General features: G+C 65.6%; 20 protein-coding genes and 3 tRNA genes. 19 read left to right on the top strand and 4 right to left on the bottom strand.

What is annotated here, in order from left to right; translation table 11 throughout:
- Positions 1 to 110: 110 nt before the first annotated feature.
- Positions 111 to 794 (top strand): DsbA family protein, encoded by a 684-nt coding sequence (locus PV768_RS11070; RefSeq protein WP_421093030.1) that lies wholly within the window; start codon positions 111 to 113, stop codon positions 792 to 794.
- A 28-nt stretch (positions 795 to 822) separates the two neighbouring features.
- Here PV768_RS11070 and PV768_RS11065 read toward each other — a convergent pair whose 3' ends face one another.
- Positions 823 to 1,869, bottom strand: a complete 1,047-nt coding sequence (locus PV768_RS11065) for a PHP domain-containing protein (protein ID WP_421093029.1) — start codon at positions 1,867 to 1,869, stop codon at positions 823 to 825.
- Positions 1,870 to 2,033: 164 nt separating this feature from the next.
- Between PV768_RS11065 and PV768_RS11060 the strand changes: the two genes are divergently transcribed.
- From PV768_RS11060 to PV768_RS11025, 8 genes are all read left to right on the top strand, one after another.
- Positions 2,034 to 2,106 (top strand) — tRNA-Glu (locus PV768_RS11060).
- 91 nt (positions 2,107 to 2,197) lie between these two features.
- A tRNA-Asp gene (locus PV768_RS11055) sits at positions 2,198 to 2,271 on the top strand.
- Between the two features lie 48 nt (positions 2,272 to 2,319).
- Positions 2,320 to 2,395: transfer RNA gene (locus PV768_RS11050), tRNA-Phe, on the top strand.
- A 185-nt stretch (positions 2,396 to 2,580) separates the two neighbouring features.
- Entirely contained in the window at positions 2,581 to 3,036 is a 456-nt protein-coding gene (locus PV768_RS11045) for an Asp23/Gls24 family envelope stress response protein (protein WP_421093028.1), read from the top strand.
- Positions 3,033 to 3,224 (top strand): hypothetical protein, encoded by a 192-nt coding sequence (locus PV768_RS11040; RefSeq protein ID WP_104996645.1) that lies wholly within the window; start codon positions 3,033 to 3,035, stop codon positions 3,222 to 3,224. The genes PV768_RS11045 and PV768_RS11040 overlap by 4 nt, the downstream gene beginning before the upstream one ends.
- Positions 3,221 to 3,601 carry a hypothetical protein gene (locus PV768_RS11035; RefSeq protein ID WP_421093027.1) on the top strand — a complete coding sequence of 127 codons (381 nt, stop codon included), beginning with the start codon at positions 3,221 to 3,223 and terminating at the stop codon, positions 3,599 to 3,601. The genes PV768_RS11040 and PV768_RS11035 overlap by 4 nt, the downstream gene beginning before the upstream one ends.
- Before the next feature lie 74 nt (positions 3,602 to 3,675).
- Positions 3,676 to 4,254: a hypothetical protein gene (locus tag PV768_RS11030; protein WP_421093059.1), complete on the top strand. Its 579-nt coding sequence runs from the start codon at positions 3,676 to 3,678 to the stop codon at positions 4,252 to 4,254.
- Positions 4,251 to 4,862, top strand: coding sequence for a hypothetical protein (locus PV768_RS11025; RefSeq protein ID WP_421093026.1), 612 nt, complete (start codon positions 4,251 to 4,253; stop codon positions 4,860 to 4,862). The genes PV768_RS11030 and PV768_RS11025 overlap by 4 nt, the downstream gene beginning before the upstream one ends.
- 4 nt (positions 4,863 to 4,866) lie before the next feature.
- On the opposite strand, the gene PV768_RS11020 is transcribed toward PV768_RS11025, so the two are convergent.
- Positions 4,867 to 6,684 carry a glycoside hydrolase family 13 protein gene (locus PV768_RS11020; RefSeq protein ID WP_421093025.1) on the bottom strand — a complete coding sequence of 606 codons (1,818 nt, stop codon included), beginning with the start codon at positions 6,682 to 6,684 and terminating at the stop codon, positions 4,867 to 4,869.
- A gap of 140 nt (positions 6,685 to 6,824) precedes the next feature.
- On the opposite strand from PV768_RS11020, the gene PV768_RS11015 reads away from it, so the two are divergent.
- The 5 genes from PV768_RS11015 (at position 6,825) to PV768_RS10995 (ending at position 11,481) form a co-directional block, all read left to right on the top strand.
- Positions 6,825 to 8,114 carry an ABC transporter substrate-binding protein gene (locus PV768_RS11015; protein ID WP_157239421.1) on the top strand — a complete coding sequence of 430 codons (1,290 nt, stop codon included), beginning with the start codon at positions 6,825 to 6,827 and terminating at the stop codon, positions 8,112 to 8,114.
- A 7-nt stretch (positions 8,115 to 8,121) separates the two neighbouring features.
- Positions 8,122 to 9,156, top strand: a complete 1,035-nt coding sequence (locus PV768_RS11010; RefSeq protein WP_157239420.1) for a carbohydrate ABC transporter permease — start codon at positions 8,122 to 8,124, stop codon at positions 9,154 to 9,156.
- Positions 9,153 to 10,049: a carbohydrate ABC transporter permease gene (locus PV768_RS11005; RefSeq protein WP_157239419.1), complete on the top strand. Its 897-nt coding sequence runs from the start codon at positions 9,153 to 9,155 to the stop codon at positions 10,047 to 10,049. Before PV768_RS11010 ends, PV768_RS11005 begins: the two co-directional genes overlap by 4 nt.
- Positions 10,046 to 10,294 carry a hypothetical protein gene (locus tag PV768_RS11000; protein ID WP_321215214.1) on the top strand — a complete coding sequence of 83 codons (249 nt, stop codon included), beginning with the start codon at positions 10,046 to 10,048 and terminating at the stop codon, positions 10,292 to 10,294. Before PV768_RS11005 ends, PV768_RS11000 begins: the two co-directional genes overlap by 4 nt.
- 134 nt (positions 10,295 to 10,428) lie before the next feature.
- On the top strand, positions 10,429 to 11,481 hold the full coding sequence (locus tag PV768_RS10995) for a LacI family DNA-binding transcriptional regulator (RefSeq protein ID WP_321215215.1): 1,053 nt from the start codon (positions 10,429 to 10,431) through the stop codon (positions 11,479 to 11,481).
- A gap of 23 nt (positions 11,482 to 11,504) precedes the next feature.
- On the opposite strand, the gene PV768_RS10990 is transcribed toward PV768_RS10995, so the two are convergent.
- Both PV768_RS10990 and PV768_RS10985 read right to left on the bottom strand, forming a co-directional pair.
- Positions 11,505 to 12,404: a hypothetical protein gene (locus PV768_RS10990; protein WP_321215216.1), complete on the bottom strand. Its 900-nt coding sequence runs from the start codon at positions 12,402 to 12,404 to the stop codon at positions 11,505 to 11,507.
- A gap of 34 nt (positions 12,405 to 12,438) precedes the next feature.
- On the bottom strand, positions 12,439 to 13,245 hold the full coding sequence (locus PV768_RS10985; protein ID WP_421093024.1) for an exodeoxyribonuclease III: 807 nt from the start codon (positions 13,243 to 13,245) through the stop codon (positions 12,439 to 12,441).
- 245 nt (positions 13,246 to 13,490) lie between these two features.
- Here PV768_RS10985 and PV768_RS10980 point away from each other — a divergent pair, with 245 nt between their 5' ends.
- The 5 genes from PV768_RS10980 (at position 13,491) to PV768_RS10960 (ending at position 18,649) form a co-directional block, all read left to right on the top strand.
- Positions 13,491 to 14,990 carry a CoA-acylating methylmalonate-semialdehyde dehydrogenase gene (locus tag PV768_RS10980; RefSeq protein WP_421093023.1) on the top strand — a complete coding sequence of 500 codons (1,500 nt, stop codon included), beginning with the start codon at positions 13,491 to 13,493 and terminating at the stop codon, positions 14,988 to 14,990.
- Between the two features lie 11 nt (positions 14,991 to 15,001).
- A complete protein-coding gene (locus PV768_RS10975) occupies positions 15,002 to 16,129 on the top strand; it encodes an enoyl-CoA hydratase/isomerase family protein (RefSeq protein ID WP_421093022.1) in 1,128 nt (375 codons plus the stop codon).
- Positions 16,122 to 17,147, top strand: a complete 1,026-nt coding sequence (gene mmsB / locus PV768_RS10970; protein WP_321215220.1) for a 3-hydroxyisobutyrate dehydrogenase — start codon at positions 16,122 to 16,124, stop codon at positions 17,145 to 17,147. The genes PV768_RS10975 and mmsB overlap by 8 nt, the downstream gene beginning before the upstream one ends.
- On the top strand, positions 17,144 to 17,920 hold the full coding sequence (locus tag PV768_RS10965) for an enoyl-CoA hydratase (RefSeq protein WP_321215221.1): 777 nt from the start codon (positions 17,144 to 17,146) through the stop codon (positions 17,918 to 17,920). The genes mmsB and PV768_RS10965 overlap by 4 nt, the downstream gene beginning before the upstream one ends.
- Before the next feature lie 75 nt (positions 17,921 to 17,995).
- Positions 17,996 to 18,649 carry a DedA family protein gene (locus tag PV768_RS10960; RefSeq protein WP_323057747.1) on the top strand — a complete coding sequence of 218 codons (654 nt, stop codon included), beginning with the start codon at positions 17,996 to 17,998 and terminating at the stop codon, positions 18,647 to 18,649.
- Positions 18,650 to 18,668: the final 19 nt, after the last annotated feature.

The following is an 18,668-nucleotide window of genomic DNA, read 5'->3' as shown; positions in this document are numbered from 1 at the left end:
GGGCAGGCAGCACTGGCTGGCGGAAATCGGCCATGTCTGGGCAACTTCCTGCCAAAAAGGCGGGCAGCCGCGCAGCCCCGCGACACGGCGCCTCGGCTAGGATGCGGTTTATGGTCTCAAGCCCGGCTCCACCCCGCGATTCTGCACGCCTTGCCAGGAGGGTGCCCTGGATCGTCCTCGCGCTGATCGTGGCGGGCTGTGCTGCCTGGTACTCGGTACTGACGCTGGGGAAGTCACCGGAATCCGCCTCCCAGCCAGGCGGCTCCCAACAGCTGGTCCGGACGGACAGCCACCGGTTGACCAGCCCGGCGGTGGAGAAGGCGCAGCTCGTGGAATTCCTTGATTTCGAATGCCCGTCCTGTGGCTCCATCCATCCGGTGGTGGAGGAATTCAAGGCGGAGTTCGGCGACAGGATCACGTTCGTCCACCGGCACTTCCCCCTGTCGGCCCACCCGAATTCGGGGCAGGCGGCCCTTGCTGCCGAGGCCGCCGGCCAGCAGGGGCAGTACCAGCAGATGGCCGACAGGCTGTTCGAAACCCAGTCCCAGTGGGCCGGGAACCAGGCATCCCAGGCCCCCCTCTTACGCACCTACGCCGAGCAGTTGGGGCTGGACCTTTCCCGCTTCGATGCCGCCGTCGCCGACCCCGGGACGGAGGAGCGCATCCTGGCCGACGTTGCGGACGGCAAGGCGCTCGGCGTGACTGGAACGCCCACCTTTTTCCTGGACGGCGAAAAGCTCACGCTCACCACCAAGGCCGATTTCCGGCAGAAGCTCGCCGACGCCGTCAAGTAGGACCCGTTCGGGACCCGTTCGGCCAGGCCTACCGGGCGCCCGCCCATTCCAGCAGGCGTTCCACCGGCCAGGTGGTGATGATGCGGTCAGCGGGGACCCCGTTCCGCTCGGCACGCTCCGCTCCGTACTGCAGGAAATCCAGCTGGCCCGGCGCGTGGGCATCGCTGTCGATCGAGAACAAGCAGCCGGCCTCGAGCGCCAGCTGGATCAGCGCGTCCGGCGGATCCTGCCGTTCCGGCCGTGAGTTGATCTCGACTGCCACGTTGTGTTCAGCGCAGGCGGCGAACACCTCCTTGGCATCGAAGTCCGACGGCGGCCGCGTCCCCCGGGACCCCTCGACGAGGCGCCCCGTGCAGTGGCCAAGGATGTTGGTGTGAGGGTCCTGGATGCCGCCGAGCATCCGCCGGGTCATGGTTCTGCTGTCCGCGCGGAGCTTTGAATGGACGCTGGCCACCACAATGTCCAGGCGGTCCAGCAACTCCGGTTCCTGGTCCAGGTCCCCGGACTCCAGGATGTCCACCTCGATGCCGGCCAGCAACTGCACTGGGTCCGCCGCCCGGGCGTCATCGACCGCGGTGCGGATGCCGTCGTTGATCGCGTCCACCACGTCCAGTTGCTGCAGGAGGCGCTCCGCCGAGAGCCCGTTCGCGATAGTGAGGTTGGGGGAGTGGTCCGTCAGGGCAAGGTATTCCCTGCCCAGCACCCCGGCGGCCGCCACCATCAGCTCGATGGGGGAGCCGCCGTCGGACCATTCACTGTGGCTGTGCAGGTCGCCCCGCAGGGCGTCCCGGATGGAGGCCCCGGCGGAAGCCAGCGGCCGGGCGCCCTTCTCGCGGAGGTCGGCGAGATAGTCCGGGACCTCTCCCTCTACCGCCTGCCGGATCACCTGGTACGTCCGGTCGCCGATGCCCTTCATCGACTTCAGCCGGCCGTTGCGCGCACGGTCGGCCACTTCCTCCGGCGGCACCGGGCTGATGGCCGCTGCCGCCTTGCGGAACGCCTGGACCTTGAAGGTGGCGGCGCGTCCGCGCTCCAGCCAGAAGGCAATCTCGTTGAGCGCTGCTACGGGATCCATCCGTCCATCTTGGCCCGTCCAGCCCTCCCGGCGGCGGTGTTTTGGCCGATTTTGGATAATTCCTGCCTAGGCCCTATAGTTTTAGAGTCCAGTTCGGAGAAACGCAAAGGACAAAGACGGAAAGCCTCGCTTGACGCCTTTTATTTTGTTCCGAACGGGTTCTGGCCCCCATCGTCTAGCGGCCTAGGACACCGCCCTTTCACGGCGGCGGCACGGGTTCGAATCCCGTTGGGGGTACGCAAGGAACTGGTCAGGCAGGCAGAAAATGTCTGGTAGGCTGGAAGCCTTGAAAAAGGCGGTAGAGATACTGCGGAAGCAAGAAACGCAAGGCCCTGTAGCGCAGTTGGTTAGCGCGCCGCCCTGTCACGGCGGAGGTCGCGGGTTCAAGTCCCGTCAGGGTCGCTCTGATTGTTGGAAGCAATTCCGGCTCTCATGGTGACTAGTCACCTAGGCTCTGTAGCTCAGTTGGTAGAGCGTTCGACTGAAAATCGAAAGGTCACCGGATCGACGCCGGTCGGAGCCACCACTGGGAAGCATCAGTTCTTCGGAACTGGTGCTTTTCTGCTTAACGGCTGCCCTTAACGCTTGCCGCGATGTTCCACCCTTGACCTGATGTTCCCGGCCCCGTCCGCGGGCCCCCGCGGGGCCTGCCTTCTGCCGTAAGCCCCGGGCAAGGGATAGGGTTGGGAGCAACAGAAGGGGGAGTGCCTGATGGAATACCAGAACCCACAACCCGAGGCGGCCGTCCAGGGCCGCGCCGTGCCGGTCCCGGCGTCGGCGCTGGGCCGCACCGTGATCTCCGAAACAGCAGTGGCCAAGGTGGCGGGGATCGCCGCCCGTGCCGTCCCCGGGGTCTATTCCCTGGGGTCCGGACCGTCACGCGCACTGGGCGCCATCCGGGACGCCGTCGGCAGTTCGGACCATGCTGCCGGGGTGCATGCGGAAGTCGGCGAAACCCAGGTGGCCGTGGACATCAGCCTGGTGGCAAGCTACGGGACTCCCCTCCACTCCCTCGCAGACCAGGTCCGGGCCGCCGTCTACCGCGCGGTGGAGGAACTGGTGGGACTCCAGGTCATCGAGGTCAACGTGGAGGTCACTGACGTCTACGTGCCGCCGCCCGTAAAGCCAACTACCCCCGGCCCTACCGAAAGGGAGGCACTGCTGTGAACCTCACCGTAGCCGGTATGGCGATGGGCGCGTTCGTCGCCTTCATGTCCCTGCAGTTCGGCCTGTGGGGCTTCCTTATATCCCTGCTCTTCATGGCGGTCGGGGCGCTGCTGGGCCGTGCCGCGGAGGGCAAACTGGACCTGCGCGGCGTGCTGGATGCCATCATCGGCCGGCGCTCATCCTCATGAGTTCGCCCGCGCCGGCCGTGCGGGCGCAGGTGCTCAACGGCCACAACCGGATCAGTACGCAAGCCCTGACAAGCCTCGCGAAGGCGGCCGCCGCCCAGGCCCTGGGCGTCGACGCCCAGGACGTCAGGGCGGACTGGGCTGACGACGACGGCCTGCTGGCACTGTCCCTCGTCGCGCCGATCAGCGCACCGCCGCTGCGGGCGGCAGCCCTCGACCCCAGTCGGGTGGAGGCTTTCGGAGGCTCCATCTGGGACCGTGGCGTCAGCGCCAAAGCCCACATCCTTGCTACCGTGGCCGAGCTCAGCGGCGCACAGCTGAGCCGGGTGGATATCAGGATCAGCGGCGTCAGGATCAGCCAAGGGGGGCGGGTCCAGTGAACCGAACCCGGCAGGGGAGCAGCGCTGAAGCTTCGGACCCGCAGTCACGCGTCCGCAGGGCAAACGGGCCGGACATGGACCGGATTTTGCGGCGGGAAACCCATTCATCACGGGCAGCGATGGCAACTATCGCCGCCGTCGTCGTCATGGTGCTGGCCGCGTACGGACTCCTGGAAGCTGCCGTGCACGTCATCGGCGAGCCTCCGTGGCTCATCGATCCCCAAGCGGCGGCACAGCGCATCGTTGCCCTGCCCGCAGGGATTTCCCCGCTGCTGCTGGGCGCGATCGGTGCCGTGCTGGCGATGGTTGGCCTGGTCTTCTTCCTCAACGGAGTACTGCCCGGACGGCGTGCCAGGCACCTTCTGGTGCCCGGCGGACGTGCCGGGGCCGGACCGGCTGTGGTGGTGGATGATGAGGTCATCGCCTCCTCGTTGGCCCGGCGGGCCCGCCTGGCCGCCAACGTGACACCCGAGCAGGTGATGGTGGTGGTCTCCCGGCGGCAGGTTGTGGTGAATGTCCGGCCAACGTCCGGCGTGCCCGTCCGGGAGGAAAGCGTGCTCGCCGCGGTCCAGGATGAGCTCGATGAAATGGGGCTCGATCCCGCACCCGGAGTCCGCATTAACGTGGCGCCGTCCGGGGTGATCGGGGCATGAACAGCACCCCGAGCCTCCTCAACAGGATCCTGCTCACTGTCCTGGGCCTTAAGTTGCTGTCCATAGGAGTGCTGTTGATGCTGCTGGCAGCGGTGCCGGCGGTCGGGCCGTGGTGGCACTCCTGGTCCGCGGGCCTTTGGGACACAGCCAACAGCGCCTTCAACGCCACCCGTTTCCCTGGCCGTTCGGAGAGCTGGCTGTGGATTGTGGTGGCCTTGGCCCTCCTCCTGCTGATCGGCCTCATGGTTGCCTGGATCGCGCAGCAGGGCAAGGGCCGTTCCAACCTGCTGGCTGCCGAGTACGATCCCGGCGACGTTCCCGGGGACGTCCGGATCAGCGGGGGAGTGGCTGAGCAAGCCCTCAAGCAGGCCCTCGCCGGCCGGCCGGACCTGGCCGGTTCCACTGTGGTCACCTATGACGTCAAGGGGTCCCCGGCCTTGAAAGTGCGGCTCCTGCCCCGGCAGGGCGTGGCACCGCACCTGCTCGCAGCTGAGGTGGCGGAACTGCTGGATTCCCTTGAAGCCGTGGTGGGCAGGAAGATTCCTGTCCTCATCCACATCGGCGCCGGGGCGCGGACGCGCTTCGGCAGGGCCGAGCGCGTCCGCTGAACGACTAGTTCCGGGTGAGGTAGACGGCGCAGTCCACGGGCACCTCATCCATTTGGCCCCATTCCGAGGCTGGCTCCGTGCCGCTGGACAGCTCCACGGAGTAGCCCTCAGGGATGGGCGCGGAGGCAAAGCCCATGTTGGCCAGGACCAGCACATCTCCGTTGTGGAAGCCCAGCAGGCCGCTTTCCGGAGCGTGGACCTCGGCCCATTCAAGGGAACCCTTGCCCAGGTTCCGGGCGGACCGGAACGCCAGTGCAGCCCGGTACAGCTCCAGCGTGGAGCCTTCCTCGATTTCCTGCTGGTCCGCTGCGAGCGGACCGAAGCTTTCGGGCTGCGGAAGCCAGGGCGGGGCCGCTTCGCCCTGGAAGGACTGTGAGAAGCCATAGCCAGGTAGTCCCGCCGCCCAAGGCAGCGGGACCCGGCAGCCGTCGCGGCCGGTTTCTGCCCCCTGCGTCCGGAAAAAGGTAGGGTCCTGGCGGGCCTCCGGGGGAAGCGTGGTGTGCTCAGGGAGCCCCAGTTCCTCGCCCTGGTACAGGTAGGCGGAACCCGGCAGCGCCAGCTCCACCAGGGTGGCCGCCCGGGCCCGGGCCAGTCCAAGGGCGGCATCCGGCTGCTCATCGTCCGCTGCGATGCCCTTGGGAAAGGTGGTGGGATCCTTGAGGCCGAACCGGGTGGAATGGCGGACGGTGTCGTGGTTGCTCAGCACCCAGGTGCACGGTGCCCCCACGGCTGCGGCGGCCTTCAGGGATGCGTCGATCGCCTCTGACATCCGTTCTGCATCCCACCCGGCCATCAGGAAGTCGAAGTTGAAGGCCTGCTGCATTTCGTCCGGCCGGACGTAAAGCGCCAGCCGCTCTGCTGGTTCCACCCAGGCTTCGGCCACCATCATCCGGTCGCTGCCGTACTCCGACAGGACGCGGTGCCAGTCACGGTAAATCGCGTGCACGCCGTCCTGGTCGAAGAAGGGCGACGGCGGATAAACGGGAGATACGGCGCGGTGGGGTTCTTCGGCATTGGTATGTGCGCCGGGCGCATCGCCTGGCAGCGACGGTTCCCTGTGCACCTCCACTTTGCCCTCAGCCGAGGTGCCTTCAACCATTGCCGCCACCCCGTCCCAGTCGGGCAGGCCGGCCTCCTTGACCATGCCGTGCGCAACGTCCACCCGGAAACCGTCCGCTCCGCGGTCCAGCCAGAAGCGGAGTACGGAGCGCATCTCCTCCTGCACTTCCTGGTTGTCCCAGTTCAGGTCCGGCTGCTTCGTGTCGAACAGGTGGAGGTACCACTCGCCCGGGGAGCCGTCCGCTTCGGTGATCCGGGTCCAGGCCGGTCCTCCGAAAATCGATTTCCAGTTGTTCGGTGCCCGGTTGCCGTCGCCGGATCCGGGTACTTCGTCCTTCCCGGGGCGAAAGATGTAACGGTCGCGTTCAGGGGATCCCGGCGGCGCAGCGAGGGCCTCCCGGAACCACGCGTGTTCGTCAGAGGTGTGGTTGGGGACCAGGTCAACGATGACCTTCATGCCCCGCCGGTGAGTTTCATGCAACATCGCATCGAAGTCCGCCAGGGACCCGAACAGGGGGTCAACCTGGCGGTAATCGGCCACGTCATAGCCGCCGTCGGCCTGCGGCGACTTGTAGAAGGGGGACAGCCAGATTGCATCCACGCCCAGCCGTTCCAGGTAGGGCAAGCGGTCCATCACCCCGCGCAAATCGCCCATGCCGTCGCCGTTGCCGTCCGCGAAAGACCGGGGGTAGATCTGGTAGACGACGGCGTCAGTCCACCATTCATGGGAAGCGTCGGAGGCAGGAACGGCCGGGTTGGACATTTGGTTCCTCTCAGATAACTTTTTGATGTAAACGCTTGCATAACCACGAGCAACCTTACTAGTGTGATGGTCACCACATCAACCTCACCTAGCAAGCGCACTGCCGACTTACTTGTCACTCAGCGAGGAGCTTCAAGCCAATGAAAACCCCTAGATTCCTACTGCCGGCTGCAACCGCCGGTGTCCTGGCCCTGTCCCTGACCGCTTGCGGCGGCGGAGGCGGCGGCGGGACCACTGGCGGCGGCGGTACCGACGCCGAAAAGAACCTAGACAGCCGGGGTCCCATTACGTACGTCCAAGGCAAAGACAACAGCAATGTGGTGCGTCCCCTGATCGAAAAGTGGAATGCTGCCCACCCGGACGAGAAGGTCACGTTCAAGGAGCAGACGGACCAGGCCGACCAGCAGCATGACGACCTGGTACAGAACTTCCAGGCCAAGAACGCTGACTACGATGTGGCAAGCGTGGATGTCGTGTGGACCGCCGAGTTCGCAGCCAAGGGGTGGCTGCAGCCCCTCAAGGACAAGATGGCCGTAGAAACCAAGGGAATGCTTGAACCCACGGTCGAAGCCGGTTCGTACAAGGGCACTCTGTACGCAGCCCCGGTGTCTTCCGATGGCGGCATCCTGTACTACCGCAAGGACCTTGTGCCGGAAGCACCCAAGACGTGGGACGAGATGATGGGGATGTGCTCCATCGCAAAGCAGAACAACATGGGCTGCTACTCGGGACAGTTCAAGCAGTATGAAGGCCTCACGGTCAATGCTTCCGAGGCCATCAACTCGGCCGGCGGATCCGTCCTTAATGACCAGGGCAAGCCGAACCTGAACACCCCTGAGGCAGAAAAGGGCCTGAACAACCTGGTTGAGGCCTTCAAGAACGGGAACATCCCGGCCGAGGCCATCACCTACCAGGAAGAGGAAAGCCGCCGCGCTTTCCAGGAAGGCAAGCTGCTCTTCCTCCGCAACTGGCCCTACGTCTACAACCTGGCCACCACTGAAGGTTCCTCCAAGGTGAAGGACGTGCTGGGCATGGCTGCCCTGCCGGGCAAGGACGGCCCCGGTGCCTCCTCCCTCGGCGGCCACAGCGCAGCCATCAGCGTCTACTCGGACCACAAGGCAACTTCCCTGGACTTCGTGAAGTTCCTGATCGCGGAAGAGCAGCAGAAGTTCTTCGCCACGAAGGGTTCGCTGGCTCCGGTCTTCGGTGCACTGTATGAAGACAAGGAACTGGTTGCCAAGCTTCCGTACCTGCCGGTGCTGAAGACCTCCATCGAGAACGCTGTTCCCCGTCCGGTAACCCCGTTCTACCCGGCTGTTACGCAGGCGATCCAGGAAAACGCCTACGCTGCACTGAAGGGTGAGAAGCCGGCCAAGGACGCGCTGTCTGACATGCAGAAGTCCATCGAGTCCGCTGGCGCAGGATCGTAGTTTAGCCATGGCAACCGAATTGGGCCCGACGCCGGTAAAGCCGGCGTCGGGCGCCCCCGATGTACACCACGGTCCCAAAGGTGTAGGCGAAGACAACGCGATCCTCAGCCAGGGCAAATGGGCCTCCTGGCTGTTGGCTCCCACGATCATTGCCCTGGGCATCGTCATTGTTTACCCCATCATCAGCGCCATTGTGATGTCCTTCCAGAAGGATGCGGGGCTGGACCCGGTCACCGGGCTGTTCACGGCCGGGGGCCCAGCGGGTATCCAAAACTACGTCAACTGGCTGGGGCAGCAGTGTGCCGCCCCGAACGGTGGTACCGTCGCTTGCCCGCCGGGCACCCTTGGCGGCCAGTTCTGGACCGCCACCGGAACCACCTTCCTCTTTACGGTCATCACCGTGGCCTTTGAGACAGTGCTTGGCTTCTGGATGGCCATGATCATGGCGCGGACGTTCAAGGGCCGCGGCCTGGTCCGCGCAGCCGTCCTCGTTCCGTGGGCCATCCCCACCGCTGTCACGGCCCAGCTGTGGCTCTTCATGTTCGACTTCAACGGCATCATCAACAAGCTGTTCAACGTTTCCATCCTGTGGACAGGCAGCGAGTGGCCGGCCAAGTGGGCAGTGATCATCGCAGACACCTGGAAAACCACGCCGTTCATGGCGCTGCTGATCCTGGCCGGCCTGCAGATGATCCCGGCAGAGGTCTACGAGGCCGCAAAGGTCGATGGCGCAAGTGCCTGGCAGCGCTTCCGCCTCATCACGCTTCCGCTGGTGAAGCCCGCGCTGATGGTGGCCATCCTGTTCCGCACCCTGGATGCCCTGCGTATGTTCGACCTTCCCTACATCCTGACCGGCGGTGCCAATAACACCACCACACTGTCCATCCTGGTGATCAACCAGATCAGGCAAGGGTTCAACTCGGCAGCTGCCTTGTCCACCATTACGTTCATCATCATTTTCCTGGTCGCATTCATCTTCGTCCGCTTCCTCGGTGCGAACGTCGTGGAACAAAGCGGAGCCACCGGTAAGGGGAAGAAATGACAACCACAACTGCCTCCACGGCATTGCGGGCGCAGCAGGACAAGGGCCGCAAGGCCGCCCAGACCCGGGAAAAGTGGGCGAGCGCCCGTACGTACATCAGCGCCGTCGTGATCCTGATCTGGTGCCTTGCACCGGCTTACTGGATGGTGGTGACGGCGTTCCGCGAGGTCGGCTTCACCTACGACACAACGCCTTGGCCGACGCACGTGACCATGGACAACTTCACCACTGCGTTCGATACGTCCTTCGGCAACCAGTTCGGCCGGGCCCTTGGCAACAGCATCATTATCGGTGTGACGGTCACGGTGATCTCGCTGGTGATCGGCGTCTTCGCCGCCTATGCACTGGCACGCCTGAACTTCCGGTTCAAGTACCTCGTGCTGGGGTTCATCCTGGGCGCCTCCATGTTCCCCGGTGTTGCCCTGATCACCCCGCTGTTCCAGCTTTTCACCAACATCGGCTGGATGGGCACCTACCAGGCCCTGATCATCCCGAACATCTCCTTCGTCCTGCCGCTCACCGTCTACACACTGACCTCCTTCTTCCGCGAGATGCCGTGGGAGCTTGAGGAATCAGCCCGCGTTGACGGCTGCACGCAGGGCCAGGCGTTCCGGAAAGTGATCATGCCGCTGGCCGCCCCGGCCATCTTCACCACGGCGATCCTGGCCTTCATCTCCTCCTGGAATGAATTCCTCATCGCCAGCCAGTTGTCGAATGAGGCAACGAAGCCCGTCACGGTTGCCATCGCCAGCTTCGCCGGCGCGCAGCCCAACCAGATCCCCTACACCGCCATCATGGCCGCGGGCACCATTGTCACCATTCCTCTGGTGATCCTGGTGCTTGTCTTCCAGCGCAAGATCGTTGCCGGCCTGACGGCTGGTGCGGTCAAGTGACACGCGACGCTTCCCGCCCCCGCACCCCGGGGGCGGGGGGTGGCCGCCGGCTCCTGAGGTCCGGCGAGGATTTTGACATCATCATCGGGTTCCTCGGCTTCTGGGCACTGGTCCTTCTTGTGGTCACCGTCTGGATGGAGGTGACTGCGCAGCCCGCCCTTGGCTGGGCACTGGGCCTGCTGGCAACGCTTTTGGCGCTGTACGGAATGGTGCGGCTGCGGCGGCGCCTGCCGGAACGGAGATGATACAGCTGGATCCGCTGCCGGCGTCCACCCGGCGCGGTAACACTGCGATGCACGACTGTGTCCAAAATACGATTGGCACGGCGGTATCGCATTAAGCAGGGCGGACACCTGCAGGGAGTACATGAGGGGACACCGTGGCACGCACAACTGAAAGGTCTCAACGGGGAGGCCACAGCGGGGTCAGCATTGAAGACGTAGCGGCCGCCGCAGGAGTGTCCACCGCCACCGTGTCCCGGGCGGTCCGGGGACTGCCCCGGGTGTCCCCGGCAACGCGGCAAAAGATCCTCGACGTCGCAGGAGACCTGGGCTACGTTGCCTCCTCCTCCGCGTCCGGCCTGGCCACGGGACGCACCAGGACCATCGGGGTGCTTGCCCCGTTCGTGAGCCGCTGGTTCTTTTCCAAGGCCATCGAGGGCGCGGACCGCGAACTGCACGCCCGCAACTACAACCTTTCGCTGTTCAACCTCGGTGGACACGGGAGCAACCGGGAGCGGCTTTTCAGCAAGACCATGGTCTATAAGCAGATCGATGCCCTGCTGGTGTTGTGTATGGCGCTGACCCACGAAGAGCTGGACCATCTGCAGAAGATCGACATTCCGCTGGTGGTGGTGGGCGGCCACGTCGAAGAGTGCGCCTATATCGGCATTGACGACTATGCCGCTGCATCTGCTGCCGTCCGCCACCTGATCGACCTGGGCCACCGGGATATTGCCCTGCTGCACGGGGACGACGAGACAGACCTGAACTTTGATGTTCCCCGGGTCCGTATCCTTGCGTTCAAGGACGTCATGACGGCCGCCGGCCTCCCCACCCGCCGCGAGTGGGATGAATGGGGTGACTTCACGGTCCGCAGCGGCCAGGAAGCCTTGCGCCGGCTCTGGTCCAAGCCGGGGAAAAAGCCGACTGCCATCTTCTGCGCCTCGGACGAGATGGCCATGGGCGTCATTTTTGAAGCGGCCCGCATCGGCGTGCGGGTCCCGGAGGAACTCTCCGTGGTGGGCATCGATAACCACGATTTCGCCGACGCCATGGGACTGACCACCGTTGGCCAGCGGCCCGATGAGCAGGCAGAGCTGGCCACCAAGATGCTGCTGGATGAACTGGACGGGCAGATCGGCTCCGTGCGGTCCGCCGTCGCGCCCCATGAACTGATTGTCCGAAGGACCACGGCGCCGCCCCAGTCCTGAACGACTGGCCCGCGCGGATGGCGTCAGGAAGCGCGCGCCAGCTGGCGGATGGGGATCCAGCGGGACGCCAGGCGCCGGTAGGCTGCAGCGGCGCCGGTCATGTCCCCCTCGGCGAGGCACTCAATGCCCAGCCGGATATCCATGGGCGAATCGTCCGGGTACACCTTGTCGGCAACAGCCCCATAGTCAAGCTCCACCATCGAATTGACGTGGAACAGTTCCAGCCATTCGGTGAGCTGGGCGAGGTCGTCCAGCATGTCCAGGTCCGGTGCGGCCAGGGCAAGGTTCGCCACGGCGTAGCGCGCCCGCTCCAAGGCGTCGGTAATGGGCGCCCACACCCGGACGGTGACGATCCGGCCGCCGGCCTCCACCACGTCCTTGTGGTCCGATTCCATGAACAGGGAGAACCAGCTGAAGGGGATCCCCCAAGTGGATGCACGGGTGTGCACCCGGACGGATCCGTCGCGCGCTTTGACCTGGTCTATCCGTTCCTGATGCTTGTCCCGCTGCTCCTCGGGGATCAGCAGTTCGGCCAGCGGACCGTGGATGCCCTGCATCAGGGCGTTGGCCGCCAGGCCGGCCCTGAGCACCAACTGGCTGGGGCAGTACAGCAGCACCGGCTCCGCGTCAGCATTGTCGTCGTCGGATGTTTCGCCGGGGGTTCCCGCGGATGATGCCGGGGCAGTGGTGACACGGACCAGGTCCGTGCGTCCCGTGGGGAAGGGGTCGCCGCCGGAGCGCGTGATGCGTCCCAGCGAGGCCAGGAGTTCCGCATTTTCGACGGCGGCGCGGGAGGCCGAGCGCGCGCCCTCCGCCTGGATTGCCTGGCGCTGCTCCTCGGGGAAGGCTTCCAGCGGCTCGTAGACACGCAGGGTGGACGAGAATGGCAGGCCGGCCTGGCCCCGGTAGAGGTTTCCGGTCATCTCGGCCTCCCAACGTGGGTCCAGGATGCTGACATCAGTCCGCCAGTTCCACCAGCACGGGGGCGTGGTCCGAGGCGCCCTTGCCCTTGCGCTCCTCGCGGTCGATCGCAGCGCCGGTCACGCGCGCCGCCAGGGCCGGGCTGGCCAGCACGAAGTCGATCCGCATGCCCTCTTTTTTGGGAAAGCGCAGCTGGGTGTAGTCCCAGTACGTGTATACGCCCGGGCCCGGGGTGTAGGGGCGCACTACGTCGGTGAAGCCTGCCGACTCGAAGGCGTGGAAGGCGGCTCGCTCGGGCGGGCTGACGTGGGTGTACCGGTTGTTGACGAAGAGGTCGATGTCCCAGACGTCCTCGTCGAACGGGGCGATGTTCCAATCGCCCATCAGGGCCACCTGGGCTTCGGGGTTCTGCGTGACCAGTTCCTGGGCGTGCGTCTTCAGGCTCTCCAGCCACTTGAGCTTGTACGGCATATGTTCGTCGTCCAGGGAACGGCCATTGGGGACGTAGAGGCTCCAGATGCGGATACCGGCGCAGGTGGCGGCCATGGCCCGGGCCTCCTGCACGGGGTCCTTGCCGGCCTTGCCGAACGAGGGCTGGTCCAGGAAGGTGCGCTCCACGTCGTCCAGCCCCACGCGGGAAGCGATGGCCACCCCGTTCCACTGGTTGACGCCGAAGTGGGCAACCTCGTAGCCCATCCGCTCAAAGAGTTCCCACGGAAAGTTTTCATCCTTGCACTTGGTCTCCTGGATGGCCAGGACATCGCAGTCGCTGCGCTGAAGCCAGGCTTCGACGCGGTCGGCGCGGGCACGGAGGGAGTTCACGTTCCAGGTAGCAATCTTCACAGTTCCTAACCTACCTTGAGCGCCGGAGATGCGGACCGGGGCAGGGCTCCGAAACGGGGCACAACGGCGCGGACACGCCCGCGCGGTGGGTCCAATCCGCCGGAATCGGGGACCACTGTGCCGCACGACGGCGCAGACCGCCACCCTGCCACGGGGCCAGGGCAGCGCGTATGGAAATTAGTAGGAAGTCCGAGTATATTCGCAAACAGGAATGACCTGGATCACATGCGAAGGAGCCTGCAGTCATGGTCCGCGAACTCTCCCATTTTGTCGGCGGCCACCATGCTGCCGGCCTGTCAGGCCGATTTGGCGACGTCTTTGATCCATGCACCGGCGAGGTCCAGGCCCGGGTGCCGCTCGCCGGCCGGGACGAGGTGCAGAACGCAGTAGCTGTCGCGGAAAAGGCGCAGGTGGAGTGGGCGGCCATGAACCCGCAGCGGCGCGGCAGGATCATGCTGCGGTTCGTGGACCTGGTCAACCAGGACATCGATGGGCTCGCCCGGCTGCTCTCCTCCGAACATGGGAAGACCCTCGCCGATTCGAAAGGCGACATCCAGCGCGGCCTGGAAGTGGTGGAGTTCGCTGCCGGCGCGCCGCACTTGCTCAAGGGCGAGTTCTCCACCGATGCGGGCCCGGGGATTGACATCCACTCACTGCGCCAGCCCCTTGGCGTGGTGGCGGGCATCACGCCGTTCAACTTTCCCGCGATGATTCCGCTGTGGAAGTCCGGCCCCGCCCTGGCGGCCGGCAACGCCTTCATCCTGAAACCCTCCGAACGCGATCCCTCCGTGCCCCTCCGCCTGGCCGAGCTGTACGCCGAGGCGGGCGTTCCGGACGGGGTGTTCAATGTGGTGAACGGAGACAAGGAAGCAGTGGACGCCCTGCTCGAGGATCCCCGGGTAAAAGCCGTGGGGTTCGTGGGCTCCACCCCCGTGGCCCAGTACATCTACGCCACGGCTGCGGCCCACGGCAAGCGGGCGCAGTGCTTTGGCGGTGCCAAGAACCACATGGTGGTCATGCCTGATGCGGACCTGGACCAGGCGGCCGACGCCCTCATCGGAGCGGGATACGGCTCAGCCGGCGAGCGCTGCATGGCTGTTTCGGTGGCCGTGCCGGTAGGGGAGGAGACAGCCAACCGGTTGGTGGCCAGGCTCCAGGAACGGATCAAGGCGCTCAGGGTGGGCCCAAGCCTGGACAAGGACACGGACTTTGGCCCGGTGGTCACGGCTGCCGCCAAGGAGCGCATCGAGGGCTACATCCAGGCAGGGGTGGATGAAGGCGCCACGCTGCTGGCCGACGGCCGGGGCTTCAGCGTGCAGGGACATGAAGACGGCTTCTGGATAGGGCCCACCCTTTTCGACCACGTCAGCAAGGACATGGCGATCTACCGCAATGAGATCTTCGGTCCCGTCCTCAGCGTTGTCAGGGCGGCTGATTATGATGAAGCCCTGCGGCTGTGCACTGACAACGAGTTCGGCAACGGCGTCGCGATTTTCACCCGCGACGGTGACGCCGCCAGGGATTTCGCCACCCGGGTGGACGTGGGCATGGTGGGCGTCAATGTGCCCATCCCCGTGCCCATCGCGTATTACACGTTCGGTGGCTGGAAGGCGTCAGGATTCGGCGACCTCAACCAACACGGCGCGGACGCGTTCCGCTTCTACACCAAGACCAAGACGGTGACCACGCGGTGGCCGTCAGGAATACGCAACGGAGCCAGCTTCGTGATGCCGGAAGGAAGCTGATGGCGGCCAGCATGGCAAACAGCGCAGCAGACGGTGCCGGGAGCCCCTCCGGAGCTGCAGGCAGCAACGCCGAGGTGCTGTTCGAGCGCCGCGGCCGGCTGGGGGTGGTGACCCTCAACCGGCCCAAGGCGGTGAATGCGCTTACGGCGGGGATGGTTGGCGCGCTTTTGGAGCAGCTCACCCTGTGGGCGGACGACGACGGCGTTGCCACGGTCCTGGTGCAGGGCGCCGGCAGCCGTGGCCTCTGTGCCGGCGGCGACATCGTGGCAATCTACGAAGACATGCTGGCGGGCGGTGGCAGGACGGCGCATTTCTGGGAGACGGAGTATCAGGTCAATTCCCTCATTGCCCGGTATCCCAAGCCCTATGTGGCATTGATGGACGGGCTGGTGTTGGGCGGGGGCGTTGGCATTTCCGCGCACGGGTCCGTCCGGGTGGTTACCGAGCGCACCCGGACGGGGATGCCGGAAACAACCATCGGCTTTGCCCCCGACGTGGGCGGGACCTTCCTCCTGTCCCGCGCCCCCGGGGAAGCCGGAACCCATGCCGCCCTGACGGGCGCGCATCTGACCGCAGCGGACGCCCTGTTCCTTGGCCTGGCCAGCCACTTTGTCCCGTCCGAAAAGCTGCCTGCCCTGGTGGCGGCGCTGGAGGACGAGACGGCGGACGCCGCCGTCGGGCGTTACCGGGTGGAAGCCCCGCCCTCCGTGCTGGAGGGGCAGCGGGACTGGATCGACAGCTGCTATGCCTCGGACGACGCCGAGGAGATTGTGCGGCGCCTGCGCGGCTACCAAGGGGGCAAGAGCGCCGAAGCCCTGCAGGCCGCCGATACCATCGAGGCGAAGTCGCCCACGTCGGTCAAGGTCACGCTGGCCTCCCTGCGCAGGATTAGGGGCCGGACACTGGATGAGGCGCTGGCCCAGGAATACCGCGTGGGCCTCCGGTTCCTGTCTGCGCCGGACTTCCGGGAGGGCATCCGGGCGCAGGTGGTGGACAAGGACCGGAACCCCCGCTGGAAGCCGCCCACCCTGGCCGAGGTGGAACCGGGCCTGGTGGCCCGCTTTTTCGAGCCGCTGGGCAGCAGGGAATTGGACCTTAACAGCGTGGACCTGCAGCTAAAGGAGCCTGACCATGCCTGAAAAGTACACTGTGGCGTTCCTGGGCCTCGGCCATATGGGCGGCCCCATGGCCGTGAACCTGGTCAGGGCCGGCTACCCCGTGACCGGCTTCGACGTTGTGCCGGCAGCCCTTGAAGCCGCCCAGGCCGCCGGCGTCCCCACTGCGGCGAGCGCGGAGGAAGCAGTATCCGGCGCGGATGTGGTCCTCACGATGTTCCCCAGCGGCCGGCATGTATTGGATGCCTACCGCGGCAACGCCGGAGAACGGGGGCTGCTGGCGGCGGCGAAGCCCGGAACCATGTTCCTGGACTGCTCCACCATCAACGTCGACGAGGCCCGCGAAGCGGCAGCCCTCGCTGTGGGCGCCGGCCACCGGTCAGTGGACGCTCCGGTCTCGGGCGGCGTGGTGGGCGCGGAAGCCGGTACCCTGACCTTCATGGTCGGCGGGGAGGACGAGGGCGTCGAGCACGTCCGTCCGCTGCTCGACGTCATGGGCAAGCGCGCGGTGCACTGCGGGGGGCACGGCGCGGGCCAGGCTGCCAAGATCTGCAACAACCTGATCCTCGGTGTTTCCATGATCGCCGTCAGCGAAGCTTTCGTCCTGGGGGAGAAGCTGGGCCTGAGCCACCAGGCGCTGTTTGATGTGGCGTCTGCAGCGTCCGGGCAGTGCTGGGCGCTCACCACCAACTGCCCGGTCCCCGGCCCCGTTCCCACGAGCCCTGCCAACCGCGACTACCAGCCCGGTTTTGCCGGAGCCCTCATGGCAAAGGACCTCAACCTCGCCCTCAACGCGCTCAAAAGCACCGGGGTGGCGGCGCGGATGGGCCCGCTTGCAGCAGAAATCTACGATACGTTTGCCGCGGGGGAGGGCGCCGGCAGGGACTTCTCGGGCATCATCACGGACATCCGCAACATGTCCGGGCGCCCGGACGGCGCGGAACCAGACAACTCAAGAACCAGTGCACTGCAGGACGCGTCAGGCGGTGCACCACCAAGCGCAGCACGCAGTGCCGCGCAGGACGACGGGAGCCCGGAGTGACGGAATACACGAACATCCTCGTGGAACAGCGGGGCCGGGTAGGGCTGGTGACGCTGAACCGGCCGCACGCGCTTAATGCCCTCAACAAGGACACCATGGAGGAACTCGTGTCCGCCGTGAGGATCATGGACGCAGATCCGGGCGTGGGAGCCGTGGTCATCACGGGTTCCGGCAAGGCCTTTGCTGCCGGGGCGGACATCAAGGAGATGGCGGACCAAAGCTACATCGATATGTATGCAGCCGACTGGTTCCGCGGCTGGGAGGATTTCACCAGGCTCCGCATTCCCACCATTGCCGCGGTCTCTGGATTCGCACTGGGGGGCGGATGCGAGCTGGCCATGATGTGCGACCTCATCATCGCCGGGGACAACGCCAAGTTCGGCCAGCCGGAGATCAACCTGGGCGTCCTGCCGGGCATGGGCGGTTCGCAGCGGCTGACCCGTGCGGTGGGCAAGGCCAAGGCAATGGACCTGATCCTTACGGGACGGTTCATTGGAGCGGAGGAGGCGGACCGCTGCGGCCTGGTGTCCCGGGTGGTGCCTGCCGAGGATGTCGTGGAGGAGGCCCTCAAGGCCGCTGATGTGATCGCGTCAAAGTCCAAGCCCGCGGCCATGGTGGCGAAGGAAGCCGTGAACGCCGCCTTCGAAACCGGGCTGGCCCAGGGTGTCCTGTTCGAGCGCAGGCTGTTCCACTCCCTCTTCGCCACAGAGGACCAGAAGGAAGGCATGGCGGCATTCAGCGAGAAGCGCCAGCCGGAGTTCAGGCACCGGTAAGGATAGGTCCCAGCCTGTTCACAGGTGCGTAAGGTAAACAAGGCAGGGCAACCTTGAACCGGATGGGGGAGTGGCATGTGGGCATTGGCGGGGGATGCAGGCGGCTCGACGGATAACCTCACCGGCCTGGTAGGCGTCGCCGCCCGCGCCATAGAGCAGCTTGGCGAGTGGGGCGTAGGTGCTTTTACCCTCGCCGAAACTGTGGTGCCGCCCATCCCCAGTGAGGTGATCCTGCCTCTGGCCGGCTACCTTGCCAAGCAGGGGTCCCTGAACCTGGTAATGGTGTTCGTGGCAAGCACGCTTGGGGCCTACCTCGGTGCCTTGTTCCTCTATTGGCTTGGCGCCAGGCTGGGCCTGGAGCGCTCCATCCGGGGGTTGTCCAGGCTTCCGTTGGTGGACCGGGAGGATTTTGAACACGCGGCAGGCTGGTTCCGCCGCCACGGCAGGTCATCGATCTTTTTCGGCAGGCTGCTCCCCGGCATCCGCAGCCTGATCTCGCTCCCGGCAGGGGCATCGCGCATGCCCATGGGCACCTTCAGCCTGTTCACCCTGGCCGGCAGCGGTCTGTGGAACGGGGCACTGATTGGCCTGGGGTACCTCCTGGGCACCCAGTACCAGCTCATCGAGCAGTACTCCAAGTTCCTGAACTACGCGGTCTACGCTGCCCTGGCGATTGCCGTGGCCGCCCTCGTGGTCCGGCGGTTCAAGCGGGAAAAGTATCGACGCTGACCAGAATTTCCCCTAGACC

Origin of the sequence: Pseudarthrobacter sp. CC4, assembly GCF_048957775.1 — a bacterium.
In the GTDB taxonomy this organism is placed as follows: Bacteria; Actinomycetota; Actinomycetes; order Actinomycetales; family Micrococcaceae; genus Arthrobacter.
The sequence above is the reverse complement of the archived record's forward strand: the minus strand, read 5'-3'. Positions and strand labels throughout refer to the sequence as shown.

Excerpts from the sequence above, each read along its gene's own strand:
- PV768_RS11025 (WP_421093026.1), top strand. The coding sequence starts at position 4,251 with ATGAACAGCACCCCGAGCCTCCTCAACAGGATCCTGCTCACTGTCCTG.
- PV768_RS10960 (WP_323057747.1), top strand. The coding sequence starts at position 17,996 with ATGTGGGCATTGGCGGGGGATGCAGGCGGCTCGACGGATAACCTCACC.
- PV768_RS11020 (WP_421093025.1), bottom strand. The coding sequence starts at position 6,684 with ATGTCCAACCCGGCCGTTCCTGCCTCCGACGCTTCCCATGAATGGTGG.
- PV768_RS11045 (WP_421093028.1), top strand. The coding sequence starts at position 2,581 with ATGGAATACCAGAACCCACAACCCGAGGCGGCCGTCCAGGGCCGCGCC.
- PV768_RS10975 (WP_421093022.1), top strand. The coding sequence starts at position 15,002 with ATGGCAAACAGCGCAGCAGACGGTGCCGGGAGCCCCTCCGGAGCTGCA.
- PV768_RS11070 (WP_421093030.1), top strand. The coding sequence starts at position 111 with ATGGTCTCAAGCCCGGCTCCACCCCGCGATTCTGCACGCCTTGCCAGG.
- PV768_RS10980 (WP_421093023.1), top strand. The coding sequence starts at position 13,491 with ATGGTCCGCGAACTCTCCCATTTTGTCGGCGGCCACCATGCTGCCGGC.
- PV768_RS11030 (WP_421093059.1), top strand. The coding sequence starts at position 3,676 with ATGGACCGGATTTTGCGGCGGGAAACCCATTCATCACGGGCAGCGATG.
- PV768_RS10990 (WP_321215216.1), bottom strand. The coding sequence starts at position 12,404 with ATGACCGGAAACCTCTACCGGGGCCAGGCCGGCCTGCCATTCTCGTCC.
- PV768_RS11005 (WP_157239419.1), top strand. The coding sequence starts at position 9,153 with ATGACAACCACAACTGCCTCCACGGCATTGCGGGCGCAGCAGGACAAG.
- PV768_RS11065 (WP_421093029.1), bottom strand. The coding sequence starts at position 1,869 with ATGGATCCCGTAGCAGCGCTCAACGAGATTGCCTTCTGGCTGGAGCGC.
- mmsB (WP_321215220.1), top strand. The coding sequence starts at position 16,122 with ATGCCTGAAAAGTACACTGTGGCGTTCCTGGGCCTCGGCCATATGGGC.
- PV768_RS11015 (WP_157239421.1), top strand. The coding sequence starts at position 6,825 with ATGAAAACCCCTAGATTCCTACTGCCGGCTGCAACCGCCGGTGTCCTG.
- PV768_RS11010 (WP_157239420.1), top strand. The coding sequence starts at position 8,122 with ATGGCAACCGAATTGGGCCCGACGCCGGTAAAGCCGGCGTCGGGCGCC.
- PV768_RS11035 (WP_421093027.1), top strand. The coding sequence starts at position 3,221 with ATGAGTTCGCCCGCGCCGGCCGTGCGGGCGCAGGTGCTCAACGGCCAC.